This window comes from Vibrio ezurae NBRC 102218, from assembly GCF_000467185.1.
GTDB lineage: Bacteria > Pseudomonadota > Gammaproteobacteria > Enterobacterales > Vibrionaceae > Vibrio > Vibrio ezurae.
Window position 1 is genome coordinate 45616 of sequence record NZ_BATM01000020.1, and the last position, 17154, is coordinate 62769.

Annotated in this window: 11 protein-coding genes; 7 read left to right on the forward strand and 4 right to left on the reverse strand. The window is 42.5% G+C overall.

The window, feature by feature from the left end; translation table 11 throughout:
• The first annotated feature begins 43 nt into the window (after positions 1-43).
• Entirely contained in the window at positions 44-2191 is a 2148-nt protein-coding gene (locus tag VEZ01S_RS07730) for a UvrD-helicase domain-containing protein (protein ID WP_021713463.1), read from the forward strand.
• Positions 2192-2349: 158 nt separating this feature from the next.
• Here VEZ01S_RS07730 and tnpC read toward each other — a convergent pair whose 3' ends face one another.
• The 3 genes from tnpC to tnpA are packed head-to-tail and all read right to left on the reverse strand — an operon-like array spanning position 2350 to position 4419.
• Entirely contained in the window at positions 2350-3822 is a 1473-nt protein-coding gene (gene tnpC, locus VEZ01S_RS07735) for an IS66 family transposase (RefSeq protein ID WP_052032208.1), read from the reverse strand.
• Positions 3761-4111: an IS66 family insertion sequence element accessory protein TnpB gene (gene tnpB / locus VEZ01S_RS16730; protein ID WP_021713465.1), complete on the reverse strand. Its 351-nt coding sequence runs from the start codon at positions 4109-4111 to the stop codon at positions 3761-3763. Before tnpB ends, tnpC begins: the two co-directional genes overlap by 62 nt.
• Positions 4108-4419, reverse strand: a complete 312-nt coding sequence (gene tnpA, locus VEZ01S_RS07745; protein WP_021713466.1) for an IS66 family insertion sequence element accessory protein TnpA — start codon at positions 4417-4419, stop codon at positions 4108-4110. The genes tnpB and tnpA overlap by 4 nt, the downstream gene beginning before the upstream one ends.
• Before the next feature lie 470 nt (positions 4420-4889).
• Here tnpA and VEZ01S_RS07750 point away from each other — a divergent pair, with 470 nt between their 5' ends.
• The 6 genes from VEZ01S_RS07750 (at position 4890) to VEZ01S_RS16355 (ending at position 15615) form a co-directional block, all read left to right on the forward strand.
• Positions 4890-5786 (forward strand): hypothetical protein, encoded by an 897-nt coding sequence (locus VEZ01S_RS07750; protein ID WP_021713467.1) that lies wholly within the window; start codon positions 4890-4892, stop codon positions 5784-5786.
• The gene (locus VEZ01S_RS07755) at positions 5786-7183 is read left to right on the forward strand and encodes a hypothetical protein (RefSeq protein ID WP_021713468.1); all 1398 of its coding nucleotides are present in this window, start codon (positions 5786-5788) and stop codon (positions 7181-7183) included. Before VEZ01S_RS07750 ends, VEZ01S_RS07755 begins: the two co-directional genes overlap by 1 nt.
• Positions 7128-7841: a hypothetical protein gene (locus tag VEZ01S_RS16895; protein ID WP_021713469.1), complete on the forward strand. Its 714-nt coding sequence runs from the start codon at positions 7128-7130 to the stop codon at positions 7839-7841. Before VEZ01S_RS07755 ends, VEZ01S_RS16895 begins: the two co-directional genes overlap by 56 nt.
• A gap of 10 nt (positions 7842-7851) precedes the next feature.
• Entirely contained in the window at positions 7852-8244 is a 393-nt protein-coding gene (locus VEZ01S_RS07765; protein ID WP_021713470.1) for a hypothetical protein, read from the forward strand.
• 244 nt (positions 8245-8488) lie between these two features.
• Positions 8489-13135, forward strand: coding sequence for an alpha-2-macroglobulin family protein (locus tag VEZ01S_RS07770; RefSeq protein WP_021713471.1), 4647 nt, complete (start codon positions 8489-8491; stop codon positions 13133-13135).
• Entirely contained in the window at positions 13132-15615 is a 2484-nt protein-coding gene (locus VEZ01S_RS16355; RefSeq protein ID WP_021713472.1) for a penicillin-binding protein 1C, read from the forward strand. The genes VEZ01S_RS07770 and VEZ01S_RS16355 overlap by 4 nt, the downstream gene beginning before the upstream one ends.
• Before the next feature lie 118 nt (positions 15616-15733).
• Here VEZ01S_RS16355 and pbfA read toward each other — a convergent pair whose 3' ends face one another.
• A complete protein-coding gene (pbfA, locus tag VEZ01S_RS07785; protein WP_021713473.1) occupies positions 15734-17095 on the reverse strand; it encodes a (R)-1-hydroxy-2-aminoethylphosphonate ammonia-lyase in 1362 nt (453 codons plus the stop codon).
• Positions 17096-17154: the final 59 nt, after the last annotated feature.

The following is a 17154-nucleotide window of genomic DNA, read 5'->3' on the forward strand; positions in this document are numbered from 1 at the left end:
ACGGTCAAAGTGCTTTCAATGATTTATAAGAAGGATTTGCTCAATGGAACGAGCTCAGATAGCTATTTCTGAAACATTTTTTAGCTCTTTTGCTAAGTTGCCAAAACAACAGCAGAAGAAAGTTATGGAGTTTGTAACTAAGTTCAAACTCAATCCCTTCTCTCCTGGTATAAACCTAGAAAAAATCCAAGATAGTCGCAGTGAAGGAATTAGGTCTGCTCGAATAGATCAAACTTATCGAGGAATACTTTTCAAGCCTCAGTCTGGCAATATGTTCATGTTACTTTGGGTGGATCATCACGATGATGCGTATGACTGGGCGAAGCGACATAACTGTGAGATACATCCATCAACAGGTGCAATTCAAATTATAGATACTCAATACATTGAGCAATATAGTGAGCCAACACCTGTCACCACGTCATTTGATAAGGCTGAATCAAGCAACGATAAATACGTACCACTTTTTGCAGACTATTCAAGAAAACAGATTCTTGATTTGGGTGTTCCTAGTTCTTTTCTTGACCAAGTACTTTGCTTAACTGGCGTTGAAGAACTTGAGCAACTTGAATATGTGCTACCTGCGGATGCTTGGGAGCCTCTCTATTTGTTGGCCGCTGGCTCAGAATATGACGAGTTGTTGTCTGAACTGCAAGGAGAAAAATTGCAAGAAGGCGAAGTTGATATTAGCGACTTTGGTACTGCACTGAAGCGAAATACGAGTAAGCGCAAGTTTGTTCTGATTGATGATGATGCTGAGTTGGAACAAATGCTAAGTGCCCCTCTAGATAAATGGCGTGTATTTCTACATCCAAGCCAAAGATACTTAGTTGAGAAACACTGGAGTGGTCCGGTTCGGGTTACCGGGGGAGCAGGTACAGGCAAGACGGTGGTAGCTATTCATCGCGCTAAATGGTTAGCAGAGCAACTTCCTTCAAATTCAAATAGAAAAATACTTTTTACAACGTTCACTAAAAACCTCGTGGCTGATATTGAAGTCAATTTGAGGAAAATATGTAGCACTGATTCTTTGAAGAAGATCGAAGTAGTAAACATAGATAAGTGGATACACCAATTTCTGAAACGTCATAACTATAGCTACCAAATTGTTTATGAGGGGGACAGGAAGCGAAAGCATTGTTGGAAGAATGCTCTTAATCAGAAAGATGAGACCTTGGGTTTGTCAGATCAATTTTATGAGGAAGAGTGGCGCTCTATTGTGCAGGAACAAGGGATAAACAGTGCAAAAGAATACGCAAGAGCTAGACGAATAGGCCGCGGAACCGCGCTTACAAGACCAGAAAGAATGAAAGTCTGGGTAGTTTTTGAGGAATTCAGAAACCAGCTTAATTACTTTAATTTGAAGGAGATATCCGACGCAATGTTGGATGCGGCTAGCATTATAGAGAATAAAGAAATTTCAATGCCTTATGCGTCCGTAATTGTCGATGAGTCTCAAGACATGGGAAATCAAGTTTTTTCGTTGCTTAGAAAAATAGTAACTGAAGGTATAGACGATATGTTTATCGTTGGTGATGGGAATCAGCGTATTTATAATCGAAAAGTAGTTTTAAGTCACTGTGGAATTAAAGTGGTTGGTCGGAGCCGCAAGCTAAAGCTCAACTACCGAACTACTGAGGAAACTCGTCGATTTGCAAGTGCAGTTATGCAGGGAACTAATGCCGATGATTTAGATGATGGTTTAGATAGTAAAGGGGATTACATTTCACTACTGCATGGCGAAAAGCCCGTTATTCAACATTTTGAAAATTTAGATGAAGAACGTGGAGCGCTAATAAATAACATCAAAGCTTTAGTTGATGAGGGTGTTTCTCCCAGAGATATCTGCATTGTTGCGAGGACAGAAACTGTAAAGTCAAGTTACTTGAGCGCCATGGAAAGTGAAGGACTACAAGTTTACCCTGTTAGTCGTAATGGAGCTGAAGACATCTCTAAGCCAGGTATTCGGGTAGCGACAATGCACCGTATCAAGGGCTTAGAATTTCAATATGTGATGATTGTAGGCGTTAATGAGGGGCAGGTGCCTTTGGTTTATGCTTCGTCAAATGACCCAATAGAACAAAGAGCGTTAGATTTTAGCGAAAGAGCTTTGTTTCATGTTGCTTCTACTCGAGCAATTAAGCAACTTTTCGTCTCATCCCATGGGGCCAAAAGCTCTTACCTGCTTTAATTTCAACTGCAACATTCGGATTACTTTTGTATTTTGGATAAGTAGATGCTCTTTTATAAGCTTGTAAAAGAATGATTTCTGATTTTACTTGTTATAGTAATAGTGTATGAAATATGAGAGTGAACGTATGCGCCCCATGAACCCACGGGGCGATATTACTAGTGCTTGAAGTTCCAAGGTAGGAGCGCATCGATATCTGGCTCTGCTTTCGCCAACTCTTTCATGCATTTGACCATATAGTTATAGAGGATAAGCCCATTAGCTTTTGCCGTCTCGACGATACTGTAAAGCATTGCGCTAGCGTCAGCACCATTTACCGTGCTCGAGAACAGCCAATTTTTTCGGCCAATGACCAGCGGTTTAATTGCGCGTTCAGCACGGTTATTGTCTATCGATAAGTGACCGTCATCGATGTAGCGGATCAGCTTCGGCCATTGCCCGAGCGTGTATTTTATCGCTTTGCCTAATGGGCTAGAGCTTATCACTTGTTGGGTCGTCATCCATTCGTACAGCTCATCCAGTATCGGCTTGGCATGCCGTTGACGTTCTGCTCTTCGTGTTTCGGCAGACACCCCCTTTAAGCGTGATTCTATTCCATAGAGCTTTTGGATTTTGGCCAACGCTTTATCGGCTTTGCCTGACTTACCTTTGCCTTGAAGCTTCTTCGCATCCATGAACTTACGCCTTGCATGCGCCAAGCAGCCAACATTGGTCACTTGGTGAAGACCGTCATAGGCCGCATAGCCATCGGTTTGCAGATAGCCATTAAAGTTACCCAAGAAGGCAACAGGGCACGCCCTCGCGCGACTGTTTTGGTAGTCGTACAAGGCGATATTCTTCACGTTGGGGAGTGTGGCACCTGGGGAGTCTGCGCCCGAGCAGTGGAGCCACATGTAACACTGCTTATCTTCCTTGAGAACATTGAGCGGCGTTTCATCCGCCTGAACCACCACTTGCTCTAGTAGGTGTGCTTTCAAAGCCGCGTAAAGCGGGGCGAACTTCTCACTGACTTGGATAACCCACCTTGCCATAGTAGTGCGTGATAGTTCGATCCCCGATTGGGTAAACAACGACTCTTGGCGATATAATGGCATTGCGTATTGATATTTGCCAAGGATGATGTTGGCGAGCAAGCTTTCTGTCGCGAAGCTCTTAGGGATAATGCTTTGTGGCGCTGGCTTTTGAACGATGTGGCTTTTGTCTTCAGTTTGCTCACACTGACGGCAAGCATACTTAGGACGAACATATTCCAACACTTTAAGTACCGTTGGCGTAAACTCTAGTTTCTCACTGCGGTCTTCACCGATTTTATGAAGGTCATGATTACAGCAAGCGCATTGCTTTTCATGGTCGTCTAAATCAAGTTCGATAACCTCACGGGGCAAGGTCTTTGGAAGTGGTTTGCGTTTACCGCGCGTCTTCGTTGTGGTGGTCGTCGTGACCTCAACCTCTTCTTCCTTAGCGGCTTCACATTCCACTTCGTTGAAGAGGTCACCTTGAGATTCATCGTAAGGCTTTAACGCCTCCGAGCGTTTAGCGAACTGGCGGTCGAAGGCAAGCTTGAGTTGTTCAAGTAGCGATTGACGCTCTTGTTTCAATTGGGTTTCTGACGCCATCAGCGTTTTCACCATCGCTTGTAGCTCGGCAACATCTTGACTTTCTGGGTTGATTTTTCTCTTGTGTAGGCCACTTGTACTTGGCTTTTTCGAGGCGCTTGTACCAAAGATCAAAGCCTGTTTTATCCCAGTACAATACTTTGATTTTATCGCGCTGTTTGTTGGTGAACAGGAACAGTGCACCACTCCCCAAAGATAAGTCGGTGTCACTTTCAATAATCGCAGCGAGGCCGTTAATGGACTTTCTAAAATTGACACTCTCACGATACAGGTAAACCTCTGGTGCGCTGAGCATACGTTTCATGATAACGCACCGATAAGTTCTGCGAGATAGGCCACTGGCGTGCCTTGTGGAATGCTTAACTCAACATCATTAACGAGCAGTGTCATGTTACCCGTTGCAATTTGAGCTTGATACTTCGTCGTCATTTCGACGACTTCAGCTCTCACGAAGCCTTGATAAACCTCAGTTTTGTTGAGTTGTTTACGTTTGGCATAAAACGTTGAAGGATTGACTTCCTTGAGCTTACAAAATGCAAGTTTAGACAATGAGCTCGATTCAGATTGCTCGATAAGCGTTTGCCATTCTTGGGCGGTGCGTCGTATACCCATTTCAAATCTCCTCATGGTTGGAGACTTGATCTTATTATTTGTTCTAGGCGATTAGAATGCGGGGTTTATGACTCGCTTACTATGAATGAGTGTTTTTTGTAAATATAAAACAAAACGCACATTACATTTGATTCATATAAATATATATAAATATTGACTAATTATGAGGCAAAGGGTGTTGTAGCCTTATATTTTCTAAATCATAGTGGTACAATTTAATACTTGAATATTTTGCATTTATTCAATTGTAAGCTTTTTATTACGCTATTCGAGTTTCTAATCGCTATGTCTTTGATTAAACCTAAGTATAGGTAGTTAAGACAGCACTAATAAAAGTCCTTATTTAGAAATGTTAGTGTGTCGAGTGGATTTGTAGTAATACATTGTGCCGGCACACATTTATAATACAGGTAATAAGTAGTTTAATTATCAACCTATTTACGTTTAGTAACTTATAAGAGCGAATAGCTATGAAAATATGCAGTTGGTTTGTTATTGCCTTAACGGTTTCTATATTGTTTACAGGATGTTCAAGTGAAATTCATAGTCAGTCAGAAGTCCCAAAAGAACTAACAGTAGCTCCTATAGTAAAATCGAATCCTGCAACGAATTCAGAGAATTCTAAAAAGAGCTCTATTGCATCAGCTAAGAAAACACTTACCAAGCAAAGTGCTCATAAAGTCGCAAAGACGGTCCCTCACGAGCCAAATAAAAAATCGCATAAGCGTCCTAAGGCTGCTGATAAGGCGATAGCTAAAAATACTCCGGTGCAAAAACATATAGCGCCACCGTTGCCTGAGAAAATGCCGCCAATTATGGCGCCAAAAAAAATTGGTCATCCTTTAGCTAATAGTACCAAGATAATTTTTATGCTAGGGCAAGATAACAAAGGTTATTACCTATACGGTGAAGGAAAGATTACAGAGGGTACTTACGACAAGTTCTTACGTTATGTCGCTTATTACAAAGGGAAGGGTATAGCTTTAAATCGCCTGATGATACATAGCCCAGGTGGTTTAATGAATGAGGCGATTAAAATTGGCACTTATATGCAAGAGAACAAATGGGGCTCTGCTAGTGATCAATATATGAAGTGTTATTCAGCATGCGGAATTATTTATGCTTCTGGGGTGTTTAAACAAATTGAACCAGGGGCAGAAATTGGGTTTCACCGACCATATAACCCGAGCAAACCTGATACAGAAAGTTTTAAAAAGCATGTGTATAAGGTTTACAAACCTTACTGGGAATATATTGGTGGTAGCTCAAAACTATATGATGAATTTATGCACAATTATGATCGTAATCAGATGTTGATTTTGACCGAAAGTAATATTAATAAATATATGAAAGTTGAAAGAATGTAATGAAAAATATTGGTTTTGATGACATCGAATTTAAATTGGTAACACTATTCATTTTTGGCATGGGCCTCCTCATTGTTTGGTTTAATGTTATGGGTTATGAAATCCTATTTCCGAACAGGGATTACCCAATTAATCCATTTACTGTATTACTGTTTATTACCGAATCAGCTGTACTTATTTGGACTTCGTCGGTAATCAAGAATTGGTACTCAACAAGTCGAATTTTAAAGGTCGCCTTATTCGTACTTGTGCCTGCATTTTGGTTACTATGTTATACCGGAATCAATAGTTATCTTAACAGTCTGGCTACAAATGATGTCAAAATTGTTTTAACTGCTGAACATGATAATGAGACTAGACAGAATCAAATTGAAGATATATCTCGAGATATTAAAGATTTTAATACCGAGTTGATTGCCCTTCGCGCTAGAAACGTAAATATTGACCATAAAATAGAAAGTGACACAAAAGAGCTATCAGCGATCAGTATTCAAGATAGTGAAAGGCGAAAAACAGCTAGAGATTGTAGCCAAAGCCCTGATTGTGCTGCTGCAATTGCTAATTTCAAAAAACAAATAGACTCGCTAAATCGAAATATAGAAACCTCGCAAAAAGATAAAGAAGCGAATAGTGACAATATACGTAAGTTGGAATCAGATATTTTTAACTCGCGATCGACAATGAATAGCTTGCGAAGTGAGATTGCGAAAGTTAACAACACCCATTCCGGAACCAAAACAGATTATGATCAAAAGAAACAGATGTATGTATCGATCGTAAACAAAGTCAGTTCTTGGTTTGGGGTGAAATTTGACGACCCATTTGGTGCATTTATTAGTTTTATATCAGCCTTAATATACCCTGTTTATTTCATCCTAAATTTACTGAAATCACTGAGTACTCCAGAGCATAAAGAAAGAAGAAAACACAGTTTGCTACTGAAGCGAGAGCGCCGTGATATTCGAGATATTGCGTTGGCAAAATTACTCAAATATATGCGTGTTTGGGCTAGTAGGCGCACCAAAATTATTGAAGTAGATAAAATAGTAGAAGTACCTGTTGAGGTTGAAAAAGAAGTCGAACGTACAATTGAAGTGGAAAAAATTGTAGAAGTAGAGATCGAGAAAGAAGTAGAACGGATTGTTGAGGTTGAAAAGATTGTTGAAGTAGAAATTGAGAAATTTGTCGAAGTTCCAGTCAAGGTTGAAGTTCCGGTTTATGTTGACCGAATTCAGAAGGTCAGTGAGCCGATGATAGTGAAAGAACCACAGATCATCATCCATGAACGAATTGTCCCAATTCCTGAGAATATTACCAGTGATGAACTAGAGGAACTACTCAATGCGCAGTCTAGATCTGAGCAAACTACAAGAGTCGAATCGCCAGAATTGGCTTAGATTACAACGGTTAAAAGAACATCAACGAAAGCTTGATGAAGCTAGATATAGAAAAGAACTACTTCAAGAGCAGCTAGAAGCTGAAAAAATTGCGGCCGAAATTGCAGGAGAAAAAGCGGATACTCATGTTCATGAGGGGACTATATCTCCGGAGCAATTGAATACGCTAAAAGGAAAGCAAGTTCATTCTCAAATAGTAAAAGAAGAAGTGACAGCTCAACTCGCGAGAGAGCGTGCGAATGCAGAGATTTATGAGTTAAGAAAATCGCAACGAATCCAGCAAGAAAGGGATTCGAGGCGACTTAAACATCAACGTAGTAGGTGGCTGCAAAGTGCTTTGAATACAATTCTAAAGCTCATCCTTATTATTATTTTGATTTCTTTGGCTGTACTCGGTCTATATCGGATGTATCGATGGGTAACAGAAGCGCCATTGATCAAAGAGGTGGAAAAACGCGTGGAAGTGCCGGTAGAAAAACGTGTAGAGGTTCCAGTTGAAAAAGTGGTTGAGAAAAAGGTCGAAGTTATCCCCGATGAATGCACTCAAATCAGACGAAATGGAAAAATCTATATAGACTGTGATGGAGTTAAAGTCGATGGTGCAAATACGCTCGGGAATGAGAAACTAAATCGTATGCCAGAGTTGTTACAGGAATAAAAATTAGGTTATGTACGATAGTGAACAATCATTCAAAGCTATATTTATAGAATATGATGGGGATCTTGCTAAAGATTTTAAAGTAGAACATGGAATTACCATAGATCACCGTATTTGGGGATTTGGCATGCTTGTAGAAGTTAAGTCTAGAGAGTATGGAGGCTGGTACCTAAACGTAAAGTTCTCTAATCACTATAAAATGATCTTGTCTGATACTATCTCTAGTTATTTTGTTAAGAGTATGGCTATAAATCGAGAGTATCTCAGTATATACAAAAATAATGCTTTATCCGAAGTCGAGGTAGTGACTGAATCTATCGTAGCGCCTAAAAACCTTAATATGATTGAAGATGAGGCGCTAAAGCGATTTGCTCAAGCAGAGGCTTTACCAGATTCTGTGTAATTTTAGCGAGGGGCACCCATGTTTGTGCCCCAACTCACATTAATACCCGGCTAGTTACCTACAATATCTCATACTGATACTCATCCACAGACCTCCAAAATCATGCTTAAATTTTATAAATCACCCACCTAACCCTCACAAAAATAACAACTTACACAACTCTTACATTCCATTGATGAAATCAATACATGCTTTTTTGCATAGCAAATTATTATGTATTGGTAGAATCTAAAAGGACGTTGAAATGAGAATTCATCGCAAGTTATTCATTCAGTTTTTCACTCTTATATATATGTTGGCTTTTGCTGGTGGTGTGTTTGCCGCTACGGTGACGAATGTGACGGAAGGCAAGATAAATGGCAAGACTAGCATTGTAGTTAGTTTGAAGGGGGCGTTGTCGCATCCTCTTGATTTACCTGTGGTTAAAGATAAGAAGCGGGTTCATCGTGCTTGGGTTTTGTCCGAAGACCGCACTTTTCAGTCGTTGTCTATTGATGACTTTGGCGTTGGGGAGTATTCGGTGTCGTTGGCGGGATTTGACCGAGAGGATCTAAGATCGCTTGAGACGATCAATATTTATGAGGCGTCGCCTTCGGTGCGGGTGTTGGGGCAGGGGCCTTTTATTAATGCTACTGGCGATCGCGCGATTCCTATTGAAAGTGTGAATGCGACGGGTGTGCTTGCGTCTATTTATCGTGTGGATGATACGCCTAAGTTGTTTGCGGATTATTTTTACTCTCAAACGCTAAGTAATTGGTCGGCGCAGCGTCTTAGAAAGAATTTTACTCATCAAACAGATTTGAGCTTTAAGCTACCGGCTGCCAAAGAAAATGCCTCTACGGTGACTAATTTGAAGTTGCCGGATAATTTGGCGAACGGTTGGTACATTATTGCGATTAAGCCATCTAACTCTTTTGATAGTCCTGATATTTTTCATGTGTTGCTGTCAGATATTGGCGTGCAAGCGAAAGTGTTTGATAAAAAAGTGTCGTTGCAAGCGGTTGATCTTGCCACTCATAAACCGTTGCAATCGGCCAAAGTGAGCATTGTGGGGCAAGATGGTGTTCGTGATACTGCTTATTTAAAGGATGGTTTCGTACAGTTTGATTACGGCGAGCGTTCTAGTGAAGATGTGTTTGTGGTGCAAAGCGGCGCGAGTGTTGCGGTATTGCCAATGAAAGAGGTGCCGCTGGATCTTTCTGACTTTAAAGTGGATGGTCAGCAGTCTAAATCGTTGAATGGTTACATATTCTCTAACCGAGATTTGTTTAAACCGGGTGAGGAGGTGCCACTTAATATTGTATTGCGTAAAGAGTCAGGTGAAATAACGGCGCTGAATTCGTTGTTTATGGAGGTGATTGCGCCTGACGGCAAAGTGATACTGTCACGTAATATTGAGGAATCACAAAAAGGCTTCTTTAACTATCGCTTTACCATTCCTGCTTCAGCAAAACTGGGTAAATGGAGTGCGGTAGTACGCTCTACTCGTCAATCAAAAGCGGTGATCGGCAGTTTTAATTTTAACGTGCAAGAATTTGTCCCTGAGCGGATGGATTTGACGGTGTCTGTTCCTCATTTAGTTATGGCTGGTGAGCCAATAAAAGGGCAAGCCAGCGGACGTTATTTGTTTGGGCAAGTGGCGGATGGCAATCGCTTAACCATAAGTTCAACACTGCGTTCTATTGCTTCTTTCCCGGGCAAATACGCTCATTATTTGGTGGGTAAGCAAAAATACATTTCAAGCTCGAATGCGCCAGATGATATTGATTTAAAACTGGATAAACAGGGTAAGGCGCATTTTTCTCTTAGTGCGATTTCTAAAGACGCATTAGACGGTCCTGCAATGTTAACGACTAATAATCAGTTGTTTGAAACGGGCGGCGCAACCACTACGCGCGTTAATAAATTACTGGTATCAAATGGAAAATCCATTGTCGGTTTAAAACCTAACTCCGAGGATTTTGGCTATTTCACAGAGGCTAAATTCAGTCTGTTGCTGCTTGATGATAAAGGTGAGAATACTTTATCAGGTGATGTCCGTATTAAGGTTGAACGCAACCGAGGTGGCTATTACTGGGTGTTTAACCAAAGCTCTGGTTGGGATTTGCGTCGTGACGATAACTGGCGCGTGACAGAATCTAAAGTGATGCATGTTAATGCTCAACACAATGAGCTTGTGGTGCCTGTAGAGTGGGGCGATTATCGCATTACGGCGGTAGCGCCAAGTGGTCAAGAAACCGTGTATTCGTTGTATGCAGGTTGGGAAGATGGCGATACGCAAATTCCAGTTAAGCCTGATCAACTGTCAATGAAATTAGATAAAGAAAGCTACTTAGCTGGTGATTATATTAATGTGCAAGTGGCGTCGCCAAGGGCTGGGTTGGTATCGTTAGAATTGGTGGCAGATAAAACCTATTTGCACAAAACGGTGCAAGTAAAAGGTAAACAAAATATTCGTTTACGATTGCCGAGCAATATTGATCGTCACGATCTATATCTGATTGGTTCGCTAGTTAATTCTGATAAGGCGTATGTTCGTCGCTCGTTAGCGGTTGCTCCGGTAAAACTGTTCCGCGATCATCGGAAATTGGCTGTGTCTATTCAAGCGCCGGAAAGGCTGGAACCTTTTACCACGCAAACAGTTAAAGTCAAAGTGGATAATGCTGCCAACCTTAAAGATGCATACGTAGTGCTAACCGTTGCCGATAAAGGGATCATCAATATGTCCCACTATAAAGTGGCCGATATATTCAATTGGTTCTACGGACAAAAACGTTTAGGGGCGGATATTATTGATTTGTACTCCCGACAATTTGAGTCTCGTCCTTCGCCATTTATTCGTCACCGTTATGGTGGTGATGAAGGGATTAATTCCAGTAAACCGCTTAATAATTTGGTGGAAAGCAAAACCTTTAATCAGGTATTGCCAGCGGTGAAATTAAACCAAAAAGGTGAAGCGAATATTCAGCTGCAAGTACCCGATTACAACGGCGAAGTGCAAATGGTAGCGATGGTTTTTGCTGGGGCTAAATTTGGGCAAAAAGTGCAGGATGTAACGGTAAGTGCGCCAATTGTCGCCGAACTTTCAGTACCTAGATTTTTTGCCACCAACAATCACAGCCAAGTGATGGTAGAAGCGTCAAATCAAACCAAAGAAATGCAGAAAGTGACGCTTAGCTTGCACGCCGACGATGGTATTCGATTAGTTGGACAAAGCGCGAAAGTGCTAGAGCTTGCGCCACAACAAAAAGCGCACTTTGCGGTGCAGGTGGACGCCGGTAATAAAGTGACCATGACTAACCTGACTTTATCAGTGAACAGCCGCGCTTATCAGATTGAGCGAAATTGGCGCGTTCCTGTGCGTTCGCCGTCACCGTATGTGACTAAAAAGACCACCAGAACGTTAGCTGTAGGGGATTTTGTCAATATCACGCGTTCTCAGTGGCAAGGTGTGTTACCTAAAGATCATGGCATTAGCACAGTTTCGTTTAGTCGAGTACCAGAGATCGAGCCAACCGCTTTTGTACAAGGTTTGTTTAACTACCCTTATGGCTGTGTAGAGCAAACCACCAGTACTGGCTACCCTTGGTTGCTTGATGATGCCTCACTTGTGCCACTTAAAAAAGAGGTGTTAGAGGAGCGAAGCGATGTTGATATGCTGCAAAAAGCCGTGTTGCGCTTGGCAGATTATCAAAATGGTAAAGGTGGATTTGGCTTGTGGGGATCCTACTCGCAAGAAGAACCTTGGCTGACAAGTTATGTGGCAAGTTTCCTGTTTACGGTGAATGAGCGCTACCCAAATATGGTCAGTAACTCTGTGCTAGATAAAATCACTAGACGCATGCGCCAGTACATTTACGGTGATCTTAATCAAGAGGTTGGAATCAATGATCAAGCGTATGCCGCTTATGTGCTAACTCAAGCTGGGAAATTGTCATTCTCTGACGCTAAGACGTATTTAAAAAAGGTGCCTGTGTTTAATAGCCTCAGCAATGCTTATCTTGGAGCGGTGTTCTATCGTCTTGGCGATATGCGCAGTAGCCGAGACTACTTTAGACAAGCTGGATACGCTATTGAGCTGCATGATGATAATTACTACGACTCGTCGTTATCGGCGCGCGCTAAAATTGTTTCGATAGTCAGTGACTTAGAAAAACAAGGACCGATTAATCGTCAAATGTCTGAACTGCGCATTGAGTCGGCAAAAGCGATCTTTAAAGCGCTGAACAAACGCCGCTACTTTAGTACGCAAGAGCGTTATGCATTAGCCAAGGCCGGTTTTGATTTGCAAGCGTTGAATAAAAAACCGATTCAAATCTCTAAAAACGGCCAACTGGTGCCATCGTCTAAAGCTGTGTCTATGCAGCTTGGGGATAGATTTCAAAATGAATCACACGATGTGGCTTATGTGACCGAATCTATTGACGGGTACGCCGACCCTAATGCGTTGCAAAGTTCGGTAGAGTTTAAGCTGGTGTCTAGAACCTACTTTGATAGCAAAGGGAAACGCTTAAACCGCGCTACGCTGCATGTTGGGGATAGAATCATTGCTAAAGTCGTGGTTAACCTGAAAGAGAATATCGATAAAGCGATGTTAGTGGATTATCTACCGGCGGGGATGGTGCTTGAAAATCCGGATTTTACCGACTCTAAAGAGCTATTGAAATCTCTGGACTTTGTGTCATCTGGCGCGGAAATGGAAGAGTTTAGAAACGATCGCTATGTGACTTCCCTTGATTTTTCGCGTGGCTATGAATACACCTTCTATTACGTAATGCGCGCTGAGACTCAAGGCATTTCAGAGGTGCCAAATCTGTTTATTGAAGATATGTATGCGCCAGAGCGCTTTGTGTATCAGCCTGGTTCTGTTTCTAGTATTCAAATCAAATGAGTACGCCGGTAAAACGTTGGGTTGCAACTGTGGCATTGGCCATAGTTGCACTCATTATTGGTTTAGCCTTGGCTTGGAAAGTGCTTAATTGGGCTTTTCCTTTGCCAAGTGCTACCCCTAAAAGCGTCGCGTTTAATGTGTTATCGGCGGAAGGTGATACATTGCGCCAGTTTGCCGATGACACTGGCACTTTTCGCATTCCAGTGACGGTAGGTGAGGTGTCACCGCTGTATTTAAAATCACTACTTGCTTATGAGGACAGCCGATTTTATTCGCATATTGGGGTGGATATTCCTGCGCTGTTCCGCGCTTTATATCAGCGTATTCGCTATGGGAAAATCGTCTCTGGCGGCTCGACGCTGACCATGCAAGTGGCGCGCATCATTTACCCTATCGACCGCTCCTATGGTGGCAAGCTCATTCAAATATTGCGAGCTTTGCAACTTGAAGCGCACTACAGTAAGCAACAAATCTTGAACTTGTATCTAACCCATGTGCCTATGGGAGGCAATATTGAAGGCGTAGAAGCGGCCAGTCAGCGCTATTTTGGTAAGTCATCGAAAAACTTAAACATCTCTGAAGCCGCATTGCTGACTGTTATTCCGCAACGACCAAGTGTCTATCGCCCCGATCGTCATCCTAAAAATGCTCAGCGTGCTCGCAATAAAGTGCTAAGACGTTTGATCGCAAATGACATGCTTTCTGAGCAAGAATATCAACTGCTAAGTAAAGAGGCGGTGGTTGCGGGGCGAGAGCCAATTAAGCGCAAAGTGCCACTGTTGGCTCGTGAGTTAAGAAAACACCAGCTTGCTCATTTCAAGCAGATAAATGACAACTTGATTCAAGGACACACACCTAAAGCAATTCAAGGACAGGCACCGAATTCGTCTTCAGCAGAGGCGTTTAAAGCGGCTAATTCACAGCAAGAGATTCAAGGACACACACCGAATCTAATTCAAGGACAAGCACTGAATTCGTCTTCAGCAGAGGCGTTTAAAGCGGCTAATTCACAGCAAGAGATTCAAGGACACACACCGCATTTAATTCAAGGACAGGCACTGAATTCGTCTTCAGCAGAGGCGTTTAAAGCGGCTAATTCACAGCAAGGGATTCAAGGACACACACCGCATTTAATTCAAGGACAGGCACTGAATTCGTCTTCAGTAAAGACGTTTATAAAGAGTGAGTTACAACAGAATGTTGATGCTATTGTTAAGCAGCGGTTTACGGCGTTGTCTAATGATTTGTCGGTGGCGGTGATGGTGGTGGAGAATAAAACTGGCGCTGTGCTTGCTTATAAAGGTTCATTGGATATGGATAACGCTCGCAGTTATGGGCACGTTGATATGACCAAAGCGATTCGCTCTCCCGGCTCTACCTTGAAGCCGTTTGTGTACGCGCAAGCGATGGAGCAAGGGTTGATTCATTCGCAAAGTTTGTTGATGGATATTCCAATGCAGTTTGGCACTTATAAACCGCAGAATTTTGATAAACATTTTCAGGGGCGAGTATCAGCAACTGAAGCCTTACAACGTTCAAAAAATCTATCGGCTGTGTATCTGCTAAATGAAATCCAAGTGCCTAAATTTGTCAAACGAATGCAGATTTTGGGTTCATCTTTACGATTGCCTGATATGAATTTAACGGTGGTGTTAGGAGGAGGCGGATCAACGCTGCGTGAGTTGGTGATGTATTACACCGCTCTGAGCCGTCAAGGCGTGGCGATAAAGCCGAGACTCGGTCAGTTCGATAAAATAGAACAAGCGCAATTGATCACTCCTGAAAGTGCTTGGATCACGCGCACTATTTTGCAAGATATACGTTCGCCAGATAGACCTCGCGCTAAATTTGGTAGAAAAATTGGTTGGAAAACGGGCACCAGTTTTGGATTTCGTGATGCTTGGGCTATTGGCACCAGCAATGATTATACGGTCGGGGTGTGGATGGGCAGACCTGACGGTTCGCCATATGTTGGGCAAACCGGCGCCACTATGGCTGCGCCAATCTTATTCGATGTGTTTGATTTATTGCCTAAAGACGTGACAGTGGTAGAAAAACCTAAAGCTGTGGAGCAAGTGTCAATTTGCTGGCCGAGTGGTTTAGCCGCTGAGATGGTTTCGAAAGCCAATTGTCAGCAAAAACGTTTGGCGTGGACTATTGATGGCGTTACGCCAAGAACGCTGCGCCGAGATAAACGTTTATCTGTAGCAAATAATTGGCCGCAAGAGCTATTGTCATGGGAGAAAGTGCACTCTAAGTCAAAACGCTTTATCGATATTATTCAGCCTGAAGACGGCAGTCATATTTATCCCTATGCAGGACAAATTCTGTCATTAAAAGCTTCTAGCCCAGATGTACGCTGGTATTTAGATGGCAATGTGAGTGCAAACCAAATAGATGCACACTCGTTATCAGGCAAGCATGAAATCAAAGCCTGTAATAACAATACCTGCAGCTCGGTAAGCATTACGGTTCACTAATATAACGTCAGTTCAGCGGCATAATGGATAGCTGGTTCCTTTGCAATAGCGCTCTTTTCATGAAAGATAGGATCGCGGAACCAGCTTTAATTTCAGGCAAATGTAGCTTGAGCTCAGATTACTTAGATTCATTCATCACGTATTCAATCGCTTCTTGAATAGTATCTAGGATAAATTGTGCATCTTGATCAGTGATAACCAGAGAAGGGCGCAAGGTGATGACGCTCTTTTCAATCAGTTTGAACGCTAAACCATGTTCCATGCATCGATACATGATGCGTTCAGCCTCATCGACGCCGCGCTCGCCAGAACCACTTAACGCGAGTATCTCAACGCCAATATGTAAACCTATGCCATCCACCATGCCGACCATAGGGTAGGCTTGTTGCATTTGTTTGAATCCATCGATTAATTTCTCACCCAACTTACGTGAATTATCAACAAGTTGATGAGCCTCGATGTATTCAAGAGTTGCCAGACCTGCTGCGCCACACAGTCCATTTTTTTCATGGGTATAGTGCCCAATAGACTGAGTTTCTAAGACATTGAACTTGTTTTTAGTCACTATGCCAGCAAACGGCGTTATGCCTCCGCCCAAAGATTTGCCCATCACTAGCACATCCGGAGTGACGTAGTGCTCGCACGCAAACATTTTACCTGTTCGACCAAAGCCTTCGATAATCTCATCAAAAATAAGCAGTGCGCCGTGCTTCTCGCACAACTCTTTTACTTTTTGCCAGAAGTATTGAGTGGGCATATTGGGTGTGGCACTGATTGGCTCGCCCACCACACACGCGATATCGCCTTCTTTTTCAAATAAGATTTCCATTTGACGAAGGATCTCATCATCGACTTTTCTTGGGTCGGTAAAGTCCCACGGATTGTTCTGATAATTTGGGAATTCAACGTGCAGCGCGCCAGGTACCATAGGCCCAAGCCCTTGCTTAAATAGGCGCTCGCCACCTAGACTGGCCGACTGAAAGCCATTGCCATGGTACGAGTCCCAAAAGGAGATCGTCTTCCATTTTTTTGTGTATGACTTAGCCAGCGATACAGCAAGTTCAATGGCTTCTGAGCCTCCCGGACAAAATGAGACGCGGTCTAGCTCGTCCGGTGTGACTTCAATGAGCTTTTCTGCAAGCGCCACAATATTGGTATTGGTGTAGCGACGAGAGGTAAAAGTGTTCTTATCACGCAATGCCTGCACGACTTTTTCGCACACGTAATCGTTATTAAAACCGACAGCATGCACACCATTACCATGACAATCGAGAAATTTATTCCCTTCAAAATCATAGATATAAGCACCGTCTGATTTGGCAATCGCGTGCATCACTGGCGTACTTAGGCTTTGATGTAAAAATGCGTTTTTATCGCGTTGGATAAGCTCTGCCGCCTGCGGGCTAAGCGCCTGCTGTTGGTAATCTTGGCGACGTTGGGACAAGTTAATATCGCCTTGCTCTCTGCTAATTTCTTGCATTGATTTCTCCTGTAAAAATCTCACATGTAGGCTTTAAATTGTATTGAGTGTCACACTCT